The 23,314-nt window shown below is 45.8% G+C and carries 18 protein-coding genes; 10 read left to right on the forward strand and 8 right to left on the reverse strand.

The window, feature by feature from the left end; translation table 11 throughout:
• Positions 1 to 194: 194 nt before the first annotated feature.
• From rsmA to ACYQ4O_RS10190, 3 genes are read right to left on the reverse strand one after another with little or no spacing between them, the layout of a single operon-like run.
• Positions 195 to 1,019, reverse strand: a complete 825-nt coding sequence (rsmA, locus tag ACYQ4O_RS10180) for a 16S rRNA (adenine(1518)-N(6)/adenine(1519)-N(6))-dimethyltransferase RsmA (RefSeq protein ID WP_460175522.1) — start codon at positions 1,017 to 1,019, stop codon at positions 195 to 197.
• Between the two features lie 35 nt (positions 1,020 to 1,054).
• The gene (locus tag ACYQ4O_RS10185) at positions 1,055 to 2,419 is read right to left on the reverse strand and encodes a peptidylprolyl isomerase (protein ID WP_460175523.1); all 1,365 of its coding nucleotides are present in this window, start codon (positions 2,417 to 2,419) and stop codon (positions 1,055 to 1,057) included.
• Entirely contained in the window at positions 2,412 to 4,796 is a 2,385-nt protein-coding gene (locus ACYQ4O_RS10190; RefSeq protein ID WP_308513635.1) for an LPS-assembly protein LptD, read from the reverse strand. Before ACYQ4O_RS10190 ends, ACYQ4O_RS10185 begins: the two co-directional genes overlap by 8 nt.
• Before the next feature lie 80 nt (positions 4,797 to 4,876).
• On the opposite strand from ACYQ4O_RS10190, the gene ACYQ4O_RS10195 reads away from it, so the two are divergent.
• The 9 genes from ACYQ4O_RS10195 (at position 4,877) to maeA (ending at position 15,077) form a co-directional block, all read left to right on the forward strand.
• Complete coding sequence (locus tag ACYQ4O_RS10195) at positions 4,877 to 5,881, forward strand: aminoglycoside phosphotransferase family protein (RefSeq protein ID WP_308513634.1); 1,005 nt, start codon at positions 4,877 to 4,879, stop codon at positions 5,879 to 5,881.
• A complete protein-coding gene (murU, locus tag ACYQ4O_RS10200; protein ID WP_460175524.1) occupies positions 5,881 to 6,588 on the forward strand; it encodes an N-acetylmuramate alpha-1-phosphate uridylyltransferase MurU in 708 nt (235 codons plus the stop codon). Before ACYQ4O_RS10195 ends, murU begins: the two co-directional genes overlap by 1 nt.
• Positions 6,581 to 7,567, forward strand: a complete 987-nt coding sequence (gene dusB / locus ACYQ4O_RS10205; protein WP_460175525.1) for a tRNA dihydrouridine synthase DusB — start codon at positions 6,581 to 6,583, stop codon at positions 7,565 to 7,567. Before murU ends, dusB begins: the two co-directional genes overlap by 8 nt.
• A 17-nt stretch (positions 7,568 to 7,584) precedes the next feature.
• Positions 7,585 to 9,144, forward strand: a complete 1,560-nt coding sequence (gene purH, locus ACYQ4O_RS10210; RefSeq protein ID WP_308513631.1) for a bifunctional phosphoribosylaminoimidazolecarboxamide formyltransferase/IMP cyclohydrolase — start codon at positions 7,585 to 7,587, stop codon at positions 9,142 to 9,144.
• Positions 9,145 to 9,322: 178 nt separating this feature from the next.
• Positions 9,323 to 10,615, forward strand: a complete 1,293-nt coding sequence (tolB, locus tag ACYQ4O_RS10215; RefSeq protein ID WP_460175526.1) for a Tol-Pal system beta propeller repeat protein TolB — start codon at positions 9,323 to 9,325, stop codon at positions 10,613 to 10,615.
• Positions 10,616 to 10,625: 10 nt separating this feature from the next.
• Positions 10,626 to 11,123, forward strand: coding sequence for a peptidoglycan-associated lipoprotein Pal (gene pal / locus ACYQ4O_RS10220; RefSeq protein WP_066594058.1), 498 nt, complete (start codon positions 10,626 to 10,628; stop codon positions 11,121 to 11,123).
• Positions 11,120 to 11,800, forward strand: coding sequence for a tol-pal system protein YbgF (ybgF, locus tag ACYQ4O_RS10225; RefSeq protein WP_277039888.1), 681 nt, complete (start codon positions 11,120 to 11,122; stop codon positions 11,798 to 11,800). The genes pal and ybgF overlap by 4 nt, the downstream gene beginning before the upstream one ends.
• Before the next feature lie 119 nt (positions 11,801 to 11,919).
• Positions 11,920 to 13,323, forward strand: coding sequence for a ClC family H(+)/Cl(-) exchange transporter (locus ACYQ4O_RS10230; RefSeq protein WP_460175527.1), 1,404 nt, complete (start codon positions 11,920 to 11,922; stop codon positions 13,321 to 13,323).
• A gap of 131 nt (positions 13,324 to 13,454) precedes the next feature.
• The gene (gene maeA / locus ACYQ4O_RS10235; RefSeq protein ID WP_460175528.1) at positions 13,455 to 15,077 is read left to right on the forward strand and encodes an oxaloacetate-decarboxylating malate dehydrogenase; all 1,623 of its coding nucleotides are present in this window, start codon (positions 13,455 to 13,457) and stop codon (positions 15,075 to 15,077) included.
• Positions 15,078 to 15,209: 132 nt separating this feature from the next.
• Here the strand turns inward: maeA and ACYQ4O_RS10240 are convergent, their stop codons facing one another.
• The 3 genes from ACYQ4O_RS10240 to ACYQ4O_RS10250 all read right to left on the reverse strand — a co-directional run bounded on the left by ACYQ4O_RS10240 (position 15,210) and on the right by ACYQ4O_RS10250 (position 19,394).
• Complete coding sequence (locus ACYQ4O_RS10240; protein ID WP_277029726.1) at positions 15,210 to 16,967, reverse strand: SulP family inorganic anion transporter; 1,758 nt, start codon at positions 16,965 to 16,967, stop codon at positions 15,210 to 15,212.
• Positions 16,968 to 17,094: 127 nt separating this feature from the next.
• Positions 17,095 to 19,197 carry a methionine--tRNA ligase gene (metG, locus tag ACYQ4O_RS10245; protein WP_460175529.1) on the reverse strand — a complete coding sequence of 701 codons (2,103 nt, stop codon included), beginning with the start codon at positions 19,195 to 19,197 and terminating at the stop codon, positions 17,095 to 17,097.
• Between the two features lie 2 nt (positions 19,198 to 19,199).
• The gene (locus ACYQ4O_RS10250; RefSeq protein ID WP_460175530.1) at positions 19,200 to 19,394 is read right to left on the reverse strand and encodes a hypothetical protein; all 195 of its coding nucleotides are present in this window, start codon (positions 19,392 to 19,394) and stop codon (positions 19,200 to 19,202) included.
• Between the two features lie 111 nt (positions 19,395 to 19,505).
• Here ACYQ4O_RS10250 and apbC point away from each other — a divergent pair, with 111 nt between their 5' ends.
• Positions 19,506 to 20,591, forward strand: a complete 1,086-nt coding sequence (gene apbC, locus ACYQ4O_RS10255) for an iron-sulfur cluster carrier protein ApbC (protein ID WP_460175531.1) — start codon at positions 19,506 to 19,508, stop codon at positions 20,589 to 20,591.
• 44 nt (positions 20,592 to 20,635) lie between these two features.
• Here apbC and ACYQ4O_RS10260 read toward each other — a convergent pair whose 3' ends face one another.
• Together ACYQ4O_RS10260 and ACYQ4O_RS10265 are read right to left on the reverse strand one after the other, a co-directional pair.
• Positions 20,636 to 21,697, reverse strand: a complete 1,062-nt coding sequence (locus ACYQ4O_RS10260; protein WP_277035859.1) for an NAD(P)/FAD-dependent oxidoreductase — start codon at positions 21,695 to 21,697, stop codon at positions 20,636 to 20,638.
• A 60-nt stretch (positions 21,698 to 21,757) separates the two neighbouring features.
• A complete protein-coding gene (locus ACYQ4O_RS10265; RefSeq protein WP_066594045.1) occupies positions 21,758 to 23,242 on the reverse strand; it encodes a beta-barrel assembly-enhancing protease in 1,485 nt (494 codons plus the stop codon).
• Positions 23,243 to 23,314 lie beyond the last annotated feature (72 nt).

Genomic DNA, 23,314 nt, shown 5'->3' on the forward strand with positions numbered 1-23,314 from the left:
AAAATTTAGCATTAGGATAATTATACTACAATTAATACTTAAATTTTAAAAATAAATTTAGGCAAAAATAAAGAACCCATCGGGGTTCAAAACGGATCAGACTAAATAAAAAGTGTTAAAGACAGGAGAAAGTGTAAGGAAAAGGCTGTTCTCCCGCTGAAATGTCGGATGGAACAGCCGAATGATCAATTTAGTTATTCCTGTGTCGCCGAGACGCAATCATCAAGCAGGATGCCTTTGCTCTCCAATAAATTGGTCAAAGTTACAAAAGACGGCATGCTTACGGCTTCTGCTCGGGCCCCGGGATCAATGCCCGCTTCTTCTAAAATTTCCGGGCCGAAATATTTGGCAAAGTTGTTCTTCAGCGTTTTTCTCTTCATCGAAAACGCCTGAGCCGTCACCCGTTCAAAAAGTTTTTCATTAACCGGAAGGGGAGATTCCAAAGGAATCATCCGCACGACGGAAGAAATGACTTTCGGAGGAGGAGAGAAGGCATCAGGGGGAACGTCAAAAAGCTTGACGATCTTGTATCGGTGCTGAAGCATGACTGACAAACGTCCGAAGGCCTTATGGCCCGGTGTGGCTGCCATTCTGTCTACAACCTCTTTTTGAAGCATGAAATGCTGATCAATGACTCTGTCTGCTAATTCCATTAAACGGAAGAGAAGAGGGCTGGAGATGTTGTACGGAAGATTGCCGACGAGCCTTATTTTTTCTCCCGGCTTGATGCGAGCAAAATCAACTTTAAGAACATCAGCTTCAATAAGAGCCAGTTCTTCAGGCTTGAACTTCTTTTGCAGCCACTGGGCTAAATCTTTATCGATTTCGATACAGGTAACGCAGCCTGCGTCTCGAATCATCAAGCGTGTAAGAGCTGCCTGTCCTGGACCAATCTCAACAATGTTTTGGCCCGGCTGAGCATCAACTGCGGATGCAATTTTTTCAATCCAGAAATCATCGTGAAGGAAGTTCTGTCCGAAATTCTTTTTAGCCTTGTGGCTTTTTAATACAAGTGCCATAGTAAAAAACGCCTGGTTTTTCCAGGCGCTTCATGTTAATCCTGAGGGCGAGCAATACGTTTATCAACGTAGGCTTGGTCTCTCAGTTGTCTTTCCCAATCCAGAGTCGCTTCATTGATTTTTTGTTCTCTCAGATTGTCTCTGGCTTGACTGCGAAGTCTTTCATTAACGCCTTGCTGTGTACGTCGGTCCGTAACTTGGATCAAGTGATAGCCGAAAGGAGTTTTAATCGGTTCACTGATTTGGCCTTTTTGAAGTTTATTAATTTCTGCTTCCAGTTCCGGAGGAACGTCGCCTTCATAAATCCACCCTAGATCTCCTCCGCGAGTGCCGGAAGGATCGGCAGAGTGAAGACGAGCCAGTGTCTGAAAATCAGAGTCGCCGCTCTCGATTCTTTCCTTAATCTTCTTCATGCGTTCAACAACAACGTTCTCAGGTGTGATGTTTGTGGGACGCATAAAGATTTGACGAACACGGGTTTGTTTGACGGATTGAACTTCCGCAGCATCTCCCGGATCTCGGCTGCCTAAGACCTTATAAATGTGGAATCCGGATTGCGCACGAAGAGGCACGATATCGCCGGTTTTTGCGTTCTTAAGGGCGTCGAAAAGCGGAGGAGGAAGTGTATTGGCAGTTTTCCATCCCATGTTCCCGCCTTCCATGGCGTCAGGAGAGCGAGAGTATCTGGCAGCCAGCTGGCTGAAGTTGCCCCCCTTGCGTGCACTTTCTAGAACTTTGTTGGCTGTTCTCTGAGCCTCTTCAAACTGCTCTCTGGAGGGATTTTCCGGCAGGCTGACTACAATTCTCTGCAGATTGTATTGACGGCGTTTCTCAGGTCCGAGTTGATCTTTAATGTACTGATCGACTTCGCTTTCCGGAATCTTCACCATGTCATCAACTTCTCTCTCGCGTAAGCGGTGAGTCAGAAGATCGGCTCTAATTTCTTTTCTAAAGTTATTGAACGTAATACCGTCAGCCAACAGTCTTTTTTCTAACTGAGGAACAGTCATGTTGTTGTTGGCAGCAATCTGTTCGATAGCCGAGTTAAGCATATTGTCGTCAACACGTACGCCCGTTTCTCTGGCCTTTTGTTCGATGATTCTTTCCAGAATCATTCTTTCCAGAATCTGATCTCTCAGAGCTTCCATCGGCGGCAATGCAATGTTTTGACGGCGCAGATTCAACGCGGTCTGGTGAACGCGGGACTGCAGTTCCATCTCAGTGACGACATCGTTGTTAACAACGGCGGCTATTCTGTCAACGGGAATAATTTTAGAGGTCGACTGGGTCTCTTGCTTGGCGGCTTTTTGAGCGGACACCGGTCCGCTGGCCAAAGCAGCTAAAGAAAGGCTGAGAACCAAACTCAGAAGTTTAATTTTCTTCATTGCTGTTTTATTCATAGTAATCATATCTTCCAACTTCTATCGGTCTGGGACTGAGAGGTTGATAGCCGGTAATACTCTGTTGGAGTGCTTCAATCGGGCTTGATCCGAAAGCGCCTAAACCAACGAGCTCTAACTCGAAGAAGAAGTTGGTTGTGGTGCGCCCAGCACTGCGTACGTATCTTTGAATGGCTGAGCGGAAAATCCAACACCCCTCACGATATTCAAGACCAATTAAAGAATCAATGACTTTTTTGTCACGAATTGAATAGTTGTAACGGCCAAGGGCATACAAGTCTCTGGTGACCGGCCATTGGAACGAGAGGTCAAGCTGCTTGATGTTCGAGTTATAAAAAGCCTCTCTGGTATCAGTCGGATCGTAGTTATAACGATAATACAACCCGATATTGCTGTATTTCGCAGGGTTGTAGCGAACACCGGCAGTTGTTTTAGAGAATTTTTTCCACAGAGTGGAGTATTGAACCCCAAGCTCAGCCTTCCAATCCTTAATGAGCGTGAATTCGGTCATGCCGATAATATCGCTCTTGAGGTTTTTCCGATTGATTTCATTCCAGTAAATATCGACTTTTTCGTCGGTAAAGTGGTAACGCTGACCAACGGTTGCGCTGAACCAGTCTTTTCCGGTCTGAGAATCAATAAACCGGGTCGTCAAAGCTGCCGTGAGCTGATTGGCATTGGAAATACGGTCGTAACCGATAAAGCGGTTAGGAGAAAAAAGCTGAGCAAAGTTCAAGTCAGCCAATGACGAATCAAAGTTCGGCAAGTGGTTCTGGGCTCGATAAGGGATGTAAGCATAGTACAACCTGGGTTCGAGAGTTTGCTCGGTCTCTCGTCCAAGGACCATAGTATTTCTCTCAAAGACCAATCCGGAATCGAGCGTGAAGATCGGGATGGTTCGATGAGAGTTCTTATAGATATCTACGTTGCCGGAATTGTACTTACGGCCGGTGATGTCACCGTACCAAGCCATGCTGTATTCGAACGACGGTGTTAAGAACCAATAAGAGCCCATCATCGGATAGCTGATGGTGCTGTTCAGCATGACACGGTTTCCGTCTCCGCTTCGAGTTCTTCCAATCGGCTCGCCTCTGTAATTGAAGTTGTTTCCATGTCGGAAACGTGTAGCCGTAAAGTTGGAAAGAAGCGAGAAGCCTTTCACGTCGGCGCCATACGCACGGAAATTAAATTCCGGAATTTTTTCGTAAGGTTGTTCAGTCCACTCGTTATCCGGTCTTAAAGTTTGGTTTTTATAAACTCCCAGAGATGTGCTCCAGTATGTTTTTCCATAACTCAGCCAGACATTCTGCGGTAGAACGTCTTCACTAGACTGCCTTAAGTTCGTGGAGAAGTCTGAGATGTAGTTGTCATCGGAGACTCTCTGATAATTTACGCCAAGTCCTACACCGCCCCACAAACGCTGAGTGTGTTTCCAAGCAAGAGAATATCTCTTCTTTTTGGTTTCTCTGTCATGGAACAAAATATCATAATCAAGCTGACCGCCGAAGGTCGGCTGCAAGTACCGGAACTGGTTGCCGAGCATAAAGCCGCGTTTTGACATCGGCTTGAGAACCATGGTGTAGTCATAGTTCGGGGCAATGTTCCAATAATAGGGAATCTCAACATTGAAACCGAACGTGGAGTTGGCACCCATCTTCGGTGTCAAGAAGCCGCTCTTTCTTTTCTCGCCAATCGGGAAAGTAAAGTAAGGTGAGGCAAAAATAGGAACGCCGCCGAGATAGAGACGGGCGTTACGTCCGTCTGCCGTTTCTTCTTGTTGATCAATATCGAGGGTGGAAGCTTCAATCCACCATGAGTTATCCCCTTCTTTACAAGTGGTAATCATGGCGTTGCACATCTTCACATTACCATCGCCGAGCAATTGGACTTCATCAGAGGAACCACGAACATTATTAGGCAGATAACGGAACTTAGCATTAGGCATGCTTCCGCTTTCCGCATCAAGACGATAGGTAAGTTCCGGACCCTCGAATACTGTTCCTTGCCGTGCAACTAGAGCATTGCCCTGCGCATACACTTCATCTTTTGAGAAGGTATAAGTGATCTTGTCTCCCTTCAGGACAGCACCTGCTTTTCGGACTTCGGCCTCATCGGTCAGAACAATCTGCTCTTCAGGGATAGAGTGCATCTGATGAGAACGAAGATAAATATTCGTATCATCAGTGTCGGTCGGAGCGTTTACGTCAAGCGAACGCGCCATGTTTAAGTTAATCGGAAGTGCTGTGCCGTAAGCTGAAATTTCAGCGCGCACAGCAGAGCCTGCCGCAACAAAAAAGAGGGCGGCAATAGAAGCAGCTACAGGCGTCACATTCACAACTCTGGTAACAAGTTTTCGCCGTTGGGTAAGTCGAGTCATTAGAATTGCACGGAATTGGGTGGCTAAATTATAAAGGCAATAGTTGTTGTCTTGCTTATTCTGAAAAGAGGTATTTTCTGATGGAATGTCGTGAACAATTAAACAAATGGCTCGCTTTGGTTTCCCCGACTTACGGTCTTCAGCCGGAGACTTTGACTTATGCCTCCTCAGATGCAGGGTTCAGACAATATTTCCGTATTCAGGGAACCGGTCGCAGCTACATCATCATGGATTGTCCGAAAGAAAAGCAATCCATGAAAGAGTTCGTCAAGGTTGATGAGATTATGAAGACTGCCGGTCTGAACGTTCCGGAAATTTTTGAGGTCGACTATGAAGGCGGCTTCATGCTGCTCTCCGACTTAGGAACTAAAACCTATTTGGATGTTTTAGATCACGATAATGCCGACCGGCTCATGGATGATGCAACAACAGCCTTGGTCAAACTTCAGGTTGCCAGCAAACCGGATGTCCTTCCGCCCTACAGCGCCGAGCTTCTAAGAAAAGAAATCAATTTGTTTACTGAATGGTTTTTAGAAAAGCATCTCCATATGGAATTGTCCGATCTCGAGAAAAAGCTTTTGGAGAGGACTTTTGATCTGATTATTGCTAAGAATTTGAGTGAGGCCAAGGTATACGTTCATAGAGACTATATGCCAAGAAACTTGATGCCGGAGTCTGTGGATAATCCGGGTGTTCTGGACTTTCAGGATGCAGTTTACGGACCTATCAGCTATGACATTGCAAGTCTCTGCCGTGACGCTTTTATTTCTTGGGAAGAACATCAAATCATTGATTGGACGATTCGTTACTGGGATAAAGCAAGAAAAGCAGGACTGCCGGTTCCGGCAGATTTCGGAGCTTTCTGGAAAGATGTTGAGTGGATGGGTCTGCAGCGCCATCTGAAGGTGTTGGGAATCTTTTGCCGTTTGTCTTACAGAGACGGTAAAGATAAATACATCGGCGATCTTCCGCGCTTTATCAATTATGTCTCTAAAACTGCCGGCCGTTATGATGCGTTAAAGCCGTTGGCAAACCTTATGGACAAGATTCAGAATAAAGAAAAGCAAGTAGGTTATACGTTTTGATGAAAGCAATGATCTTAGCCGCAGGACGAGGTAAACGAATGCGGCATCTAACGGATTCGATGCCGAAGCCGTTAATCAAACTTTGGGGACGCCCTTTGATTGAGTGGCAGATTTTGGCATTGAAAAAAGCAGGGTTTAAAGACATTGTTATTAATGTTGCCTACTGTGCCGATAAGCTGCTGGAATATCTTGGGGACGGTTCAAAGTACGGGGTAAACATAACTTTTTCCATAGAAGGATATACTCACGAAGAATCTTTGGAGACCCGAGGAGGAATCGTTAAAGCGTTAGATAAGCTGGTTGAACAAAGCAGTAGTGAGCCTTTCGTTGTCGTGTCCGGAGATATCGTCACCGACTTTCCTTATGAGTCCTTAAAAAGCGCAGCAAAGAAAGTCTCCGGGGGGCAAGCTAAAGCGCACTTGGTGTTGGTTCCGAACCCTTCTTATCATGAAGGCGGAGATATGGGCCTGGAAAAAGGACAAATTACCCGCAAACAAAAACAATATACCTATGGGAATATAGCTGTTTTCTCTCCATCAATTTTTAAAAATATTCCAAGTACTAAAACTCCGCTTTTTCCATGGCTTTACGATTTTGTAGATCAGGGGCTGATTACCGGCGAAATTTATGAAGGTAATTGGGCAAATGTCGGAACCCCGGAAGAATTAGAAAAATTTGAAAAGCTGCCTCCGTACTGCTATGAATAATATCCAAGTAGGCTCAGTCAGCATTGCCGGTCAAACAATTCTGGCCCCTATGGCTGGGTTTACCGATCTTCCATACCGCAAAATTTGCAGACAATGGGGAGCTGCCTATGCAGTTGCTGAAATGGCAGCTTCTAAAGATAACCTTCAGCACACCGCCAAAACTTCTTTCAGGATGAACTTAGATGGAGAACCATCCCCAAGAGGAATTCAATTGATCGGTTCTGTTCCTGAAGAGCTAGCAAGAGCAGCTAAGAGAGCGGAAAACGCCGGTGCCGATATCGTAGATTTAAATTGCGGCTGTCCGGCGAAGAAAGTGTGCTCGGTAGCATGCGGTTCAGCACTTTTAAAAAATCCGGATTTAGTGGAGTCCCTTCTTAAGAGTATTGTGAATGCCGTTTCGGTTCCGGTAACCCTCAAGTACAGAATTGGTTGGACTGCATCCGATATTAATGCAGTGGATTTGGGAAAAAGGGCTGAAGAGGCAGGAGTAAAAATGCTGGTTCTGCACGGAAGAACCGGGGAGCAAGGTTTCAAAGGACATGCAGAGTATGAAACGATACGACGTTTGAAACAAGCCGTTTCCATCCCTGTTATCGCCAACGGGGATATTGATACCGCAGATAAGGCATTGGAAGTGCTTAAAGCCACTGGGGCTGATGGTGTAATGATCGGCAGAGGAGCACTTGGAAATCCTTGGATTTTTAGCCAAATCAATTCTCTGTTATCGGGAACAAGACAATTTATACTTAGCAAAACTCAAATTGAGGAAACAATCATTGGGCATATCCGTTCTCATCATGCCTTTTACGGAGAAGTCCTTGGTCTTAAAACTATTAGAAAACACCTGAATTGGTACCTCAAAAGATTTAATGCGGACGAGAAAGATATTCGTAAAGTTTTATTAGCCGGAAATCCGGACGAACAGATTGATCTGACCCTTCAGTTGCTTGAAAGGTTGGATCTGTCTATTAATCTCTAATGAGGAGTGGTTTTTACATGAAAAAACAAGCATTAATTAGCTGTTCCGATAAGTCAGGTGTGGTCGAGTTTGCAAAAGAACTCTCTAACCTTGGTTATCACATTTTATCTACTGGCGGTACAGCAAAATTGATTGCTGAAGCAGGTATTCCAGTACAAGAAGTTGCTGACTATACCGGTTTCCCAGAAATGTTGGACGGCCGTGTTAAGACATTGAATCCGAAGATTCATGCTGGGCTTCTCGCTCGCCGCTGCGTTCCTGAACATATGCAGGCTCTTGAACAGTTCAAGATTGACCCGATTGATATCGTTGCCGTAAACCTCTATCCGTTTGAACAAGCAATTGCCAATCCAAACTGCACTTTCGAAAACGCTATCGAAAACATTGATATCGGCGGCCCAACAATGATTCGTGCAGCTGCTAAGAATCATGAAAGCGTTGCCGTGATTGTTTCCCCCGGAGACTATAGAAAGGTTATCGATGAAATCAAAGAAGTCGGCCATGTAACTCCTGAAACCAGACTTGAATTGGCTAAGAAAGTGTTCGTTCATACCGCTCACTACGATGCCATGATCTCTAACTATCTGACAAGCATGAAGGGTTCGGACGTTTCGACACGTACTCGCTTCCCTGAATCTTTGACTCGTCAGTGGGTTAAAGTCCAGGATATGCGCTACGGCGAAAATCCTCATCAAGCTGCCGCTTTCTATAGAGAAAAACACGTTGCTCCGGGACTTCTTGCCGGCTACGACCAGATCCAGGGTAAAGAACTTTCTTACAACAACATCGCTGACTCCGATGCTGCATGGGAAGCTGTCAGAAGTTTTGATACACCGGCTTGCGTCATTATCAAACACGCAAATCCTTGCGGCGCAGCCATCGGTGTAGATGCTGCTGAAGCTTATGCAAAGGCCTTTAAGTGCGATCCGACATCCGCATTCGGCGGCATTATCGCCTTCAACTGCAAGGTTGGCCAAGAAGCAGCAGAAGAAGTCTCCAAACAATTTGCTGAAGTTATTATTGCTCCGGAATTCACACCGGAAGCTCTGGAAATCTTTGGCAAGAAGAAGAATCTTCGCTTGTTGATTGTTGCTAACGGCTCCGCCCACAACGATTTCGATATGAAGAGAATCGGCGGCGGACTCTTGGTTCAAACACCGGACAGCCAGACAGTCAAAGAAGAAGATTTGAAGGTGGTAACAGAGCTCCAGCCAACTAGCGCTCAGATTTCCGACATGATGTTTGCTTGGAAGATTGCTAAGTTCATCAAATCCAACACCATCGTATTCGTGAAGAACGGCATGACTTTAGGAGTAGGTGCCGGGCAGATGAGCCGTGTCGACTCTGCCCGCATCGCTTCTATTAAGGCAAAAGAAGCCGGTTTGTCCTTGCAGGGCAGCATTGCGGCTTCCGATGCGTTCTTCCCGTTCAGAGACGGTTTAGATGTAATTATCGATGCCGGTGCTAAGGCTGTTATTCAGCCGGGCGGCTCCATCAGAGACGAAGAAGTTATTGCTGCTGCAAACGAGCGCGGAATCACAATGGTATTTACAGGTGAACGCCACTTCCGTCACTAAAATTCATAGCTAACTAGCACAAAGAGACCATTGAGTAAATCGGTGGTCTTTTTTTTCTTAACACTTCTTAACCCAAAATGTCCACAGATATAGGTTTTGTGTAACAAAAAAAATTAATATACTTCAGATTAATTTTGTAAAGAAAATATTCCTACGTAGGGATGAGCAGGAAATAACTATGACAGTTCAAATGTTTAAGAGACGTTTGCTTCTACAGGGAGCAGGGCTGATGGCCGGACTAGCCGCTTCCGGATTGGCGTGGGGACAGTTCCAAGTAGATATTCTCGGAGTTGGAGCAAATCAGTTCCCAATCGCAGTTCAACCCTTTGAAAATGAGTCTGCTTGTCCTGAAAATATTTCCAAGATCATTTCCAATGACTTGGTACGAAGCGGCGTTTTTCGTTTAGTTGAGGGAGGCTCAGCATCCGGCATAGATGTCGAGCCTGATTGGAAAGCTCTGACTGCACAAGGAGCGGATGCCGACGTAGTAGGCAGCATCCAGAAGACAGCGGATAACCGCTACGAAATTAAATTCAAATTATTTGATGTGGTTAAAAAGCAGGAAACCGACCAGGCCTCATACGTCTGCCCGGCTGATGATTTGCGTTTAACCGCACACCGCATTGCCGATAGAATCTACGAGAGAATTACCGGAGAAAAAGGCGACTTCGCTACAAGAATAGCTTTCGTACGTCAGGACGGACGGCATGTATTCAATATTATGGTTGCCGACAGTGACGGGCACAATCCTAAAACTGCATTGAAGAGCCGTGAGCCGATTATGTCTATTGCGTGGGCGCCTGACGGCAGAAGAATTGCCTACACCACTTTTGAAACCGGTAAGCCGACAGTTTGGCTTCAAAATCTGACAACCGGCAAGAGACATCAGGTTGCTGCTTTCCGCGGCAACAACAGTGCTCCTGCTTTCAGCCCGGACGGTTCCACCTTAGCAGTGGCTCTTTCTAAAGACGGCGGTACAAAAATCTACTTGCTTAACCCTGAAGGCATGAATCTTCGTCCGTTTACGGAGGGAGATAGTATCGATACTGAGCCGACTTTCTCTCCTGATGGAAAATATATTTATTTCACCAGCGACAGAGGCGGCAACCCGCAGATTTACAGAAAACCTGTGGCAGGCGGTTCAACAGAACGTGTCAGCTTCGGCAATGCCTACGCTGTCAGCCCGACTGTGAGCCCGAAAAATAACGAGATTGCGTATATTGTTAGAGCCGGAGGTAACTTCCAGCTTGTCCAACAAGATCTCTCTACCGGTAACGTAATCCCCCTTTCTCAACTTGGTAAAAACGAATCCCCCAGCTATTCCCCTAACGGAAATATGATTATCTTCGCTACTGACGAAGGAGGTAAGGGAGTGCTCTCGACGGTATCTACCGATGGAAGCTCTCGCTCCCGCTTGTCAGGCTTGAGCGGAGACATTAGAGAACCCGCTTGGGGACCGACCATTCGATAGGAAATTAAAAATGAATCTTCAACGTTTTTCTTTGGCAGCTGCTGCTGTTTTGGCTGCCTTATCTTTAACAGCCTGCTCTAGCATTGATTTAGAGAAGGATAAAGATGCTGCTTCCGTTACAGATGCAACAGAAGTGGAAAGAATGCTCAATGCTAAAGACGGTCCTTTAGCTAAACGCGAAATTTACTTTGACTTTGACAGCTACAGCGTCAGCCCGCAGTACATGCCGATCGTAACTAATCACGCTAAATTCTTGGCCAACAACAAGAATGTTAAAGTTATGCTTGAAGGCAATACTGATGCCCGCGGCAGCCGTGAATACAACTTGGCTTTGGGACAAAAACGTTCTGAAGCTGTTAAACAGCGTATGACATTGATGGGAGTTAATCCTGATCAAGTAGAATCTATCAGTTTCGGTAAAGAACGTCCAAAAGCTTTGGGCGATACTGAAGAAGATTACGCACAGAACCGTCGCGTCGATATTCATTATTTAGTCGGTAACAAATGAGAACTAGCTTACTTGCCTCTTCCTTGATCGTTTTTGCAACTCTTGCCAATCCTGCTCATGCTCTCTTCGGAGATGATGAAGCAAGAAGGGCGATTGTAGAATTGCGTGCCCAAATGCAGACTCAACAGGAAACGCAAATGCGGTTGTACGAGCGCATTGAGTCGCTGACAAAAGAGGTTAAAAACCTCAGAGGTCAGCTCGATGACCTGAAAAATTCCTATGGGAAACAGCAGAACATGGTCGGTGATCTGAACACTAAGATTCAGGAAATGGATCCGAAGGTTCAAGCCAACCAGGCAGCGCAGGATAAAAAGATCCAGCAGAGGCAAGAACTCGACAACGCTTTGAAATTGTTGAATCAAAGTGCGTATGCAAAAGCTATCTCCGCATTCAACACTTTCATCCAGAAAAACAGAGGTTCCGAGCTCTATCCGGAAGCAATGTACTGGTTGGGAAGCAGCTACTATGGAAAGGGAGACTTCAAAAAAGCTATTGATACCGAGTCAGCTTTAGTGAAGAACTTCCCTCGCCATGCAAAAGTACCCGAAGCAATGCTGATTATCGGTATGGCTCAAATGGATACTAAGAAAACGGAGGACGCTAAACAAACGTTCCAACAGTTAATCAAGCGTTTCCCGAAGAGCGAAGCCGCGAAGATGGCAAAGAGTCAAATGTAATTGCCGTTAAGCACAAAAGAACAGGACCGTTATGGTCCTGTTCTCATTTTGAAGGATATTGACTCACCCTCAGCTGTTTTGGCCTTTATTCTAAGCATACAAAGAAAAAAGAGGCCATTATGTCCACTAGTAAAACCAATCAGACAGTTCCCCCGCAAACGCCGCCAATTGCGGGACTGCCTCCGCAAGACAGTGCAACAACCTTAGGAAAAGAGTCCGTGGGTTCATTGTGTTGGTTCTTAGTACTTTGTATGGTTGCCGGCTTTTTGACGGGCTTGGCCGGAGGATATTTTCAATACTTCCTTCATTTGGCCGACAAATACCGTAATCAGCTTGCTTCTTGGGCCCATACCGCCGGAACCTTTGAAGGTCTTCTGACATTAATTGCAATCTGCGTCAGCTGCGCGGTTGTCGGACGATTCTTGGTTCGTTTTGCTCCGACTGCCGGAGGAAGCGGAATTCAATACGTTGAAGCCATGTGGCACAACGAACATGAACCGGCACGTCTGCCAATCCTTTTCGTAAAATTCTTCGGCGGTCTTTTGACGTTGGGAAGCGGGATGGCACTTGGCCGAGAAGGTCCTACCGTCCAAATGGGGGCTTCTATCGGAGGTACTCTTGGCAGAATATTCAAGCTGGACTATACGAAGCTGAAATTTTTAACCATTGCCTCAGCCGGCACCGGGCTCGGAGTGGCTTTCTCTGCACCTCTGGGCGGGGCCATGTTTACTTTCGAAGAAGTAACCAAGGACATTAAACCGAGTTTGGTAATTTCTACCATGCTTTGTGTGCTGGTCGGCTGTTCTACTTCCATGACGATTCTTGGTGCTCAACCGGATTATGCTGTTATCCAAAAGGCTTTTGCCATTCCGAATGTTAAGGAAGTTTTTGCCTTGGTTCTGTTCGGCATATTTATCGGAGCAATGGGAGTTTTATATAACAAATCCGTGCTGCTTCTTTTGAATCTCAACGATTACTTCAAACATATTCTGCCGGAGGTTAAGGCAGGTATCGTCGGAATCGTGGTTGCTCTGCTTCTTTGGTATGCGCCTTACTTGGCAGGCGGCGGTGATAATTTAGGTCAGGATATGCTGAACTATGCCTATCCTATTCAGATTGTTTTGCTCTTTGGTCTTATTCGCTGGATCTTTGCTCCGCTTTGTTATTCAACAGGGGTGCCCGGCGGATTGTTTTCTCCCTTGCTTCTCATGGGAGGAATTTTAGGACATTTGTTTGCTTGGGCTCTTGGATTAGTCGGAATAGAGGTCAGTCCATTGGCCTTCTGCGCGGTCGGCATGAGCGCATTTTTCGGGGCTACAATTCGTGCGCCCTTTACCGGTGTGCTCTTGATTTTGGAAATGACGGCTTGCTGGGATCTAACGTTGGCTATGATCGGCGCCAGTGCAGTAGCTTTCTTTACCGCTAAGTGCTTGAAGGATCTTCCGATTTACACGGCTTTGAGACTTAGAATTCCTGAGGTTAAACAACTTCAGAAAGAAGGAAAACAAGTGCTGTTTGGCTAACAACAAACAAATTGTTGCCTTATGAGCGTTTATCTTAAGGTTAAAGGGATAAACTCTAACTGAACGAGAGTATAAAAGGGCGGGGCTCGTCTCCGCCCGAATCTATTTTTTTCTTTTTGGAGAAATTTGTTATGGCTCAGCCCTTAGAAGGAGTCAATGTTTTAAGAAATCCTTACGTTAATGAAGGAACCGCCTTCAGTAAAGAAGCTAGGGAAAAATTAAAACTCCGCGGTCTTTTACCGCCCAGAATTTTGACAATCGAGCTTCAAGCCAAAAGATTTATGGAAAGAGTGAGGGAGACGGATGACAACTTGGTCAAATACGAACTCCTCGATTCTTTACGCCATAGAAATCGTACGCTTTACTTCTATGTGTTAATCAATCACATCGAAGAATTAATGCCAATCGTCTACACCCCGACAGTGGGCAAAGCCTGTATGGACTATGACCATATTTTCCGTAATACGGACGGTCTATATGTTTCCATCGAAGATAAAGGACAAGTTGCTGAACTTGTCAGCAATTGTCCGCAGGAAAATGTTGACATTATTGTCGTTACTGACGGTGAAAGAATTTTAGGTCTCGGAGATCTGGGTACCGGCGGTATGGGTATTCCAAAAGGAAAGCTTTCCCTCTACACAGCCTGTGCCGGCATCCATCCGGAACGTTCTCTGCCCGTTTGCATTGACGTTGGCACAAACAATCCTGCATTGCTCAAAGATCCTCTGTATCTTGGCCTGCAGCATCCCAGAGTTGACGGAGAGGCATACTACGAACTTCTAGAAGAGTTTATTTTAGCTGTCCGCAAACGTTGGCCCGGCGTATTAATTCAGTTCGAAGACTTTGCTAACCGCCACGCATTTAAACTGCTTGAACTTTGGAGAGACAAGGTTACTTGCTTTAATGATGATATCCAAGGCACAGCTTCCGTGACTGTCTCCGGATTCATGTCTGCAACAAAAGCCAAAGGCACAAAAGTTTGCGACGAAAAGATTTTGTTCTTGGGCGCCGGTGAAGCCGCTCTCGGTTGCTCTAATTTACTTGTTCAGGCAATGATTGCCGAAGGTTTGACGGAACAGCAGGCAAGAGACAGAATCTTCCTCTTTGATTCTAAGGGCCTCGTTGTTTCTTCAAGAGACAACTTGTCTCATGACAAGGCACTTTATGCTAAGGATGTGGAACCTTGCACAACTTTCTTGGATGCAATTGAAACCGTTAAGCCGACAGCTATCGTAGGTTTGGCAGCTCAGTCCGGTGCCTTCAACGCATATGTATTAGGCGCAATGGCAAGACTGAATGAACGTCCTATCATCTTTGCTCTGTCTAACCCGACATCCAAAGCAGAGTGCACGGCACGCGAGGCTTATACCTATACAGAAGGCCGTTGTCTCTTTGCTTGCGGCAGCCCCTTCCCTCCGGTTGAATTAAACGGCAAGACTTTTGTTCCTCGTCAAGGCAACAACAGCTACGTATTCCCAGGCATCGGTTTAGGAGCTTTGTACACTAAAGCGAGTTTGATTCCTGACGGCGTGTTCTTGGCCGCAGCTCGTGCATTGACTGAAACTGTGACAGAAGAAGATTTGGCTAATGGAAGCCTCTTCCCGTCTTTGACGGAAGTTCGTTCAGTATCTCGTCATATCGCACAGAGAGTTGCTGAATATTGCTTAGAAAGCGGCATCGCCCAGATCGAAAAACCTGCTGATTTGACGGCTGCTTTGGAAGACTACATGTACAAACCAAAGTACCTTGACTAGTCGTCTCTAGAGACTTTTGAAAAACTGCTGAGTCTCCGTAGTTCGGAATCTCAGCAGTTTCCTTTTGGAATTAAAAAATCCCGCAGAACAAAACTCTGCGGGATTTTTACGAAGAAGGATTAAGAACTCAGCCTACTTTTCAACGATGCGGATATCTTCGTGCGCGGCTTTCTTTTCCTTCTGGAGTCTCTTTTCTTCTAAGAACTCTTCGCCGACCTTGATAGCTTCGTCCATGTCTCCGACAAGATACTTGCCTAGTGTCTTGGTCATGCCAAGACGTTCCATCTGTTTAAGAGGATGGCCGTTTGCGCCGGCAATAACCAAAATCTTTCCGTGAGCTAAAAGGTTCTTCTGGAATTTCTCAATGATGTCAAGAGCACTATTGTCAATAGAGAGAAGATCCGTGAAATTGAAGATAATGACATCCGGAGAATGAGGATCAATGATGTGCTTCGGATCCGTCACGATTTCCAGTTTTGAAACTGAGCCGAAGAACAAGGCGCCTTCCATAACCCAAGCTTCAATGCCGTAAGAGGCATTAAACGGCAGATGCAGAGGAAGCACGCGTGTCAGGGTGTTCATTCTGTAAAGGAAGAACACGGCGGCAGTCATCAAGCCAACTTCTACAGCGACGGTCAAATCGAAGATGACTGTCAGGAAGAAGGTTGCCAAAAGCGTTGCCTTGTAGGACATAGTGAATTGTCTGAGTCGGATAAACTCGTGCCAATTTCCCATGTTAAAGGCCATGAAGAGAAGGATGGCAGATAAGCAGGCTAAAGGTACGTTAGAAGCCAACGGAGCGGCAACAAGAACAATAATCAGCAAGGTGATACTGTGAACCATGCCGGCGACGGGAGAGACCGCACCGCTCTTAATGTTGGTAACGGTACGAGCAATTGTGCCGGTAGAAGGCAAACCGCCGATAAACGGCACGATGCAGTTTGCAATGCCTTGTCCCATTAATTCTTGATTAGGATCATGACGATCATCTGTCATAGCATCTGCTACGCGGGCACAGAGAAGGGATTCAATGGCGCCGAGCAGTGCCAGTGTCAAAGCAGGTCCGATAAGCTGATTAAAGGAGGTCCAAGAGACTTCAGGCAATTGGAGTTTGGGAAGACCCTGAGGAATGCCTCCGAACTTGGAACCGATAGTCTCCACGGGAAGGTCCATGAATGTCACTGCAGAAGTCATGATGATTAGCACAATGACGGTGCTGGGGATTCTTGCCATCCAGCGTTTCCAAGGGGCACCTCCCTGGGTCCAGCTTCTCGGCCAAAGGAAAACAATAATTAAAGAAAGAAGACCGATGCCGACAGCATATGGATTAACGGTTGAAATTGCTCCGTATAAAGTGGAGATTTGACTGAAAAAGTCAGCAGGCATTTTAGCGATATCAAGGCCGAGAAAATCCTTGACCTGTGATAAGCCGATAAGAACCGCAATACCGTTGGTAAAGCCGATAACAATGGATACGGGAATAAAACGAATAAAACTTCCTATCTTCAGCAGTCCCATAATAAAGAGGAAGATGCCGGAGATAAAAGTTGCCGCTAAAAGACCGCCTACGCCGAACTGAGCAATGATGCCGTAGACAATAACGATGAAGGCACCTGCCGGACCTCCGATCTGGACTTTGCAGCCGCCGAGCAAGGAAATTAAGAATCCTGCCACAATGGCCGTATAAATACCCGCTTCAGGAGTCATGCCTGAGGCAATGGCAAAAGCCATGGCAAGCGGAAGCGCAACCACACCTACCGTCAGACCTGCAGATAGGTCACTGGTAAATTTGTTAACGGAATAATCTTTAAGAATATTAAAAGAGGCAGGGTGGAAAGTTGCTAGCGGAAAGCGATGCAAAGCATCCACAATATGCTGACGTGCAGTCATTTCTAAATTTCGTTGGCAAGTGAAGATTGAAGTTTTGAGAGTGTATCCCTCAAAAATAGAAAAACTCTAACTTTCGGTAGAAATAACAGGTTTTTGACCGAAAGTTAGAGTCAATTAGGTAATTTTACTAGTGCAAACGCATACCCGGTTTAGCACCGCAATCAGGGTTTAACAGATACAAGCCGGTGGTCTTCTCACTGCCGTCAGAAGCAGAAAGAAGCATTCCTTCAGAAAACTGGCCCATCATTTTGCGAGGTTCAAGGTTCGCAACAATGACTGTCAATTTACCGATCAAGTCTTCCGGCTTATAGAAATTGGCAATACCGGAGAAAATGTTTCTTGTTTTTCCTTCCCCTACATCCACTGTTAGCTGAAGGAGTTTCTTGCTCTTTTCAACTTTAGTGCAGTTGACGATTTTTGCGACACGCAAATCTAATTTAGCGAAATCGTCAAAGGTGATATTCGGCTGTAGAGGTTCAAAGACGAATTCATCTTTGTTTTCATCGGAGACTGCCTCTTTAGCTTTTTCTTCAGCTTTTGCTTTGTTAGCAGGGTTGCTGAGTTCAAATAATTGTGTGAGCTGGTCGGGTGTCGCACGCGTCATCAAATGCTTGAATGGCTTGATTTGAGTTTCTGCATTTAATGAATTTTGAACGGTTTCCCAGTTCAGGTCGCAGCAGCCGAGGAAGTCTTCAACCTGAGATGCTGTTCTCGGAAGGACAGGTTTCAAATACAAGGTCAGAAGACGGAAAGCTTCCAAGACGATAGAGCATACGGCATGAAGCTTAGCGCGGTTCTCTTCGCTCTTTGCTAATTCCCACGGCTTTTGACTGTCAACGTATTCATTGACTTTATCAGCAAGCTCCATGACTTTTCTCATGGCCTTGTTATATTCCCTGGCTTCGTAGAAGTCTCTAATGGCGTTCGAGAAGGACTTCACGTCGCTGACGAGGTCGCTGTCAGTAATCGCATCAGCATCGACTTTGCCGTCGAATCTCTTGAGGATAAAACCGGCGGAGCGGCTGGCAATGTTTACATACTTGCCGACCAAGTCGGTATTGGCTCTTTGGATGAAGTCTTCAGGATTGAAATCGATATCTTCCACCTTAGAGTTGAGCTTATAAGCCAGATAGTAACGGAGCCATTCCGGATCCATGCCCAAATTCAGGTAGGCGATAGGATCAAGGCCCGTTCCGCGGCTCTTACTCATCTTTCTGTTGTAAACGGTTAAGAACCCGTGGCACCAAACATGATCCGGGGTCTTGAAGGGCTTGCCGGAAAATTGGAGCATTGCCGGCCAGAAGAGAGTATGGAAGTAGGCGATGTCTTTGCCGATAATGTGAATCTGCTCGGTTGTAGAAGTTTCCAACAAGGCTTGGAAGTTAATTCCTTTTAATTCGCAATAGGCCTTTAAGCTTGCAAGGTAGCCGATAGGTGCGTCGAGCCATACATAGAAATATTTGCCCGGTGCATCAGGAATTTCGATACCGAAATACGGAGCATCGCGGCTGATATCCCAATCAGAGAGATCGCCGTCTTTTCCAAGCCATTCTTCAGTCTTGGCAATAATCTGAGGCTGCAGTCTCAATGATCCGTCAGGAGCAACCCCTTTTGTCCAGTCTCTCAGAAACTCTACGCATTTTGGATCGGAGAGTTTAAAGAAGTAGTGAGTACTCTTTCTTAATTCAGGTTTAGCTCCGGAAAGAGCGGAATACGGTTCAATGAGTTCGGTCGGGGCATAGACTGCTCCGCATACTTCGCAAGAATCACCGTATTGATCTTCAGCACCGCACTTAGGACATTTGCCTTTAATGAAGCGGTCAGCCAAGAACATCTTCTTTTCCGGATCGTAGAACTGTTCAATATCCTTTGTATAAATCAGACCGGCGTCTTTAAGGCGATGATAAATTTCACAAGAAAGTTCGGTATTCTCTTTACTGTCTGTGGAGTGCCAGTGATCAAACTTGATGTAAAAACCGTCCAGGTACTGTTTGCGTCCTTCGGAAATTTTCTTAACAAAAGCTTCAGGAGAGATGCCTAATTTTTGGGCAGAAATCATGATTGGCGCACCATGTGCATCATCAGCACCTACAAAGTGGACAGTGTTGTCACCCATGCGTTGATGACGGACCCAAATGTCAGCTTGAATGTACTCAACAATGTGGCCCATGTGAAAATTACCGTTCGCATATGGAAGAGCGGTAGTCAGGAATATGGTGCGTTTACTCATGTTTAAAGTTCTGCTAAAGATTTAGTTAACGTGAAACTCGTAATTTTACTCTTTCTGGCAGAGCTTCTTCTTTCTACGGTCAACTGACCATCAGAAAATTCAGCCATCTGCATAATCATTGAGAAAATCTCTTTTTGAGCATTGCTGTCCAGTCTTATTCTTGCGGCTTCATTTTCTTTTGAAGCCTTGAGTTTCATACAATATTTCGCAACTTTTTTGATCCGTTTTGAAACAATCGATTAGGGTATCTCTTCGGTCGTGAGTTAAACTTAACGGATATTTTTCAGAACTAATAACTGGAGTTCTACATGGACGAAAAAATTGAACAAAAAGTTCGCCATCTTTTGAAGGAAGTAGTTGATCCGAACACCGGAAAAGATTTGGTGACTTCTAAGTCAGTTAAGAAAATTGAAGATGTCGATAATAAGTTAAAAATTTTAATCGACCTCGACTATCCCGCAAAAACACAAATTCCTGTTGTCAAGAATCTTGTCGAAGCAAAATTGGCTGTGAATCATATTGAGGCTGATGTTGAAGTTAGACAGAACATCATCGCTCACCAAGTTCAGAGAGGCGTGAAGGTATTTGATAATGTCAGAAACGTTATCGCCGTCTCTTCCGGCAAAGGCGGTGTGGGCAAAAGTACCGTTGCAGCTAACTTAGCGTTGGCTCTTCAGGCAGAAGGCGCAAAAGTCGGTTTGTTGGATGCTGATATCTATGGTCCTAGCCAGCCGACTATGCTTGGTCTTAAAGGCGGTGCAGTTACAAAAGACGGCAAGACTCTTGAACCGTTAGACGGTCATGGCTTGCAGGTAGCTTCTATCGGGGTGCTCATTGATCCGGACGAACCGATGATTTGGAGAGGTCCTCTTGCTGTTTCAGCTCTTCAACAGTTGATTAAGCAGACAAACTGGCACGATCTGGACTATTTGATTGTAGATATGCCGCCGGGAACAGGCGATATTCAGCTTTCTCTTTCTCAGGAAGTGCCTTTGACCGGCGCTATCGTGGTCACAACTCCTCAGGACATTGCTTTAATGGATGCCAAGAAGGGTTTGGTCATGTTTGAAAAGGTCAATGTTCCAATTCTCGGTATTATTGAAAATATGGCAACTCATATCTGCAGCAAGTGCGGACATGAAGAACATATCTTCGGTGAGGGCGGAGCTAAGAAGATGGCCGAGCAATACGGCGTCAAACTTTTGGGCGAAATTCCTTTGGACATCAATATCCGCCTCAGCATGGACAAGGGCGAACCGATTGTTGAAGCTGCTCCTGACAGCAAGGTCGCTCAGGTTTACAAAGAAATCGCTAGAAAGGTCGGCGTTCTCGTTTCTGAAAGAAATAAAGATTACTCAGCTAAGATGCCTTCCATCAAGGTTTCTAACGACTAATCTTCAAAATTGAAAAAAGCGGCCGAGGCCGCTTTTTTCGTTTCTTAATCAAAGTGAGGTGTTTCAACGCCTAAAACTTTGTGAAGCTTCGGACTTGTTGTGGTGTACTGCAGGAGAACACGTTTTTCCGGGAAAACGTAGTCAGCTGCCGCAAAAGCAGCAAGAGCACATTCATGGAAGCCGGACAAAATAAGTTTCTTCTTGCCCGGATAGATGTTGATATCGCCCACGGCGAAAACACCCGGAATGTTGGTTTCAAATCTTGCAGTATCAACCGCAATCTGTTTGCGTTCGAGCTTAAGGCCCCATTCGGCGATTGGGCCGAGTTTCGGTTGAAGACCGAAAAATACCAGCAGATGATCCATCGGCATGCGTCGTGTAACGCCGTCTGCGCCGGTAACTCTGACCTCTGTCATAACGCCGTTTTCTTCTGTAAAGCCAGTGACTTGACCTACTTCAAACTGCATTTCCCACTGGTCGCAGAGTTCTTTCATCTTAGTTACGGAAGCAGGGGCTGCTCTGAAGCCGTCTCTTCTGTGAATAAGGACAACGCTTTCTGCTTTGCCAACAAGGTTTAAGCACCAGTCTAATGCGGAGTCACCGCCTCCGCAGATAACAATATTCTTGCCTTCGAACATGGAAGGATTTTTAACTTTATAGTGCAGCTGCGTGCCTTCGAATTTGTCGATGTGCGGTACTTTAAGTGTTCTTGCTTGGAAAGAACCTACACCTGCGGCGATGAATACTGCGCGGGCAAGAAATTCCGTTCCCTTAGAGGTTCTAACGTAAAGACGGCCATCTTCGAGCTTCTTGAGTTCCTGGGCTTCTTCTCCGTAGTGGAAAGTCGGATTAAAGGGCTCGATTTGTTTAAGAAGGTTGTCTGTAAGTTCTTGTGCAGAGCAGACTGGAACGGCCGGAATGTCATAAATAGGCTTGTCCGGGTACAGTTCCACACATTGACCTCCCGGTCTCGGTAAAGAGTCGATGACGTGGGCCTTCATTTCCAGAAGACCGAGTTCAAAAACTTGGAATAGGCCTACAGGGCCGGCTCCGATGATGACTGCATCCGTTTCAATTGGTTTGGATTGATTTTCTGTTTCTGCCACTTTATTTCTCTAAATTTAAAACCGTGATATTTTCTCATTAATCAAAAGGTTCAAACGACCTCAATTTTCATACTTTTTGTCGTCTTCAACCTGCTTTCTTAATTCTCTTAGCCTTGCATCGATTTCACTCATCGTGTAGAAATCACCGTCGTTGCTTCGCTGAGCAATTTGAAATTGCTGAATAGCCGCGACTTTCTGGCCGTTAAGCGCATACATTTCTCCAATTGCTTGGTGACTCAGGCTTTTCTTTCCAAGTGCCTCGTAAGTTCTTCCTAAAATCGACTGATACGCCGGAGTCCTAGAATTAAGAGCATGCTGTTTTCGCATTAGCTTAATGACCTCGTTGTATTGTTTTCCTTTGTATAAGAGTTCTGCATAGTTCAGAAGCGCTAACTGAGATAAAGGATTGCGGTCGTAATTCTGTTTTGCAAGCTGAATGCCGCGGCTTTGCTGACTTGGTGAAGAAAGGAAAACTAACTCGGAATGGAGTTTGCTGATTATGTTTGAATTTTGGCCGGCCATCTTCCTAGCGGTTTCAATCTCTGTCAGAGCTTCGGAATATTTCTTCATTCTCTGGAGTGCAACCGCGCATCCGTAGTGATCGGCAACTGCTTGATAGCCTTTGGCTGTCTTTAAGTCGTTTCGGAAGTACTGCAGGGCGTCATCCCAGCCTTGGAATCTGTTTGATTCGAGCACACGAAGGCGTGCCTGAATCAAAAAGAAGTCAAGAGAGTCTTTGTAGTTTACTTTCTTTGAAAGACGGGAGCGATTTTGAGCCTCACTCATTCTTTCAACTGTCATCGGGTGAGTGCGCAGATAAGCGGGGGCAGCATGCGCACCTTCGTACACACGATTATTAAAGTCTAAACGGTCGAAGAACTGCTCCATGCCCTTAGGATCGAATCCGGCGCGCACAAGGGAAGCGTAGCCTACACGGTCAGCTTCTCTTTCAGCGTTGCGGGAAAAACTTAAGTAGTTCTGTGCCATTGCGGCTTGTGTGCCGACAACTGCGGCGGCCGCCCCATCACCGCTGCCTGCTCTTGCTGCCAGAATAGCGACAAGCAAAGATCCGAGAGTCCATGCCAGATTATTTTTTTGTCCTTCCAGCATACGTGCAATATGGCGCTGCTGGACGTGAGCAATTTCGTGTCCCATTACCGAGGCGAGTTCGCTTTCCGAACGAGCTGCCGTAACAAGCCCTGTGTGGATGGCGATAAATCCTCCCGGTAAAGCAAAAGCGTTGATCGAGGGATCGCGGACGGCAAAGAAATTGTAGGAATAGCCGTTAGCCGGGCCTGCAGAAACTAATCGATAACCGATTTTGTTCAGATATTCTGAGGTTTCCGGATCGGGAAGATAAGTCGGATCGCTTCTGACCTCTCCCATAATGTGTTCGCCAATTTGTCTTTCTTCCAGAGGAGACAAAGTAGAACCGCCGGCCGCACCTAAATCCGGAAGATTATAAGATTGGCTGTAAGCTGCAGAAATCGGCGTCAGCGCTGTAAACACCGAAACAACTAGACAGCATAACGGTTTAAGGTTCATACACTCTTTCGCACAGATGTTATAGGATCTACAAAGTTAACTTTAAAAGCAAAAGCTTATCTCTTTTTGAGA

The sequence above is a fragment of the Turicimonas sp. TL08 genome, from assembly GCF_054660695.1.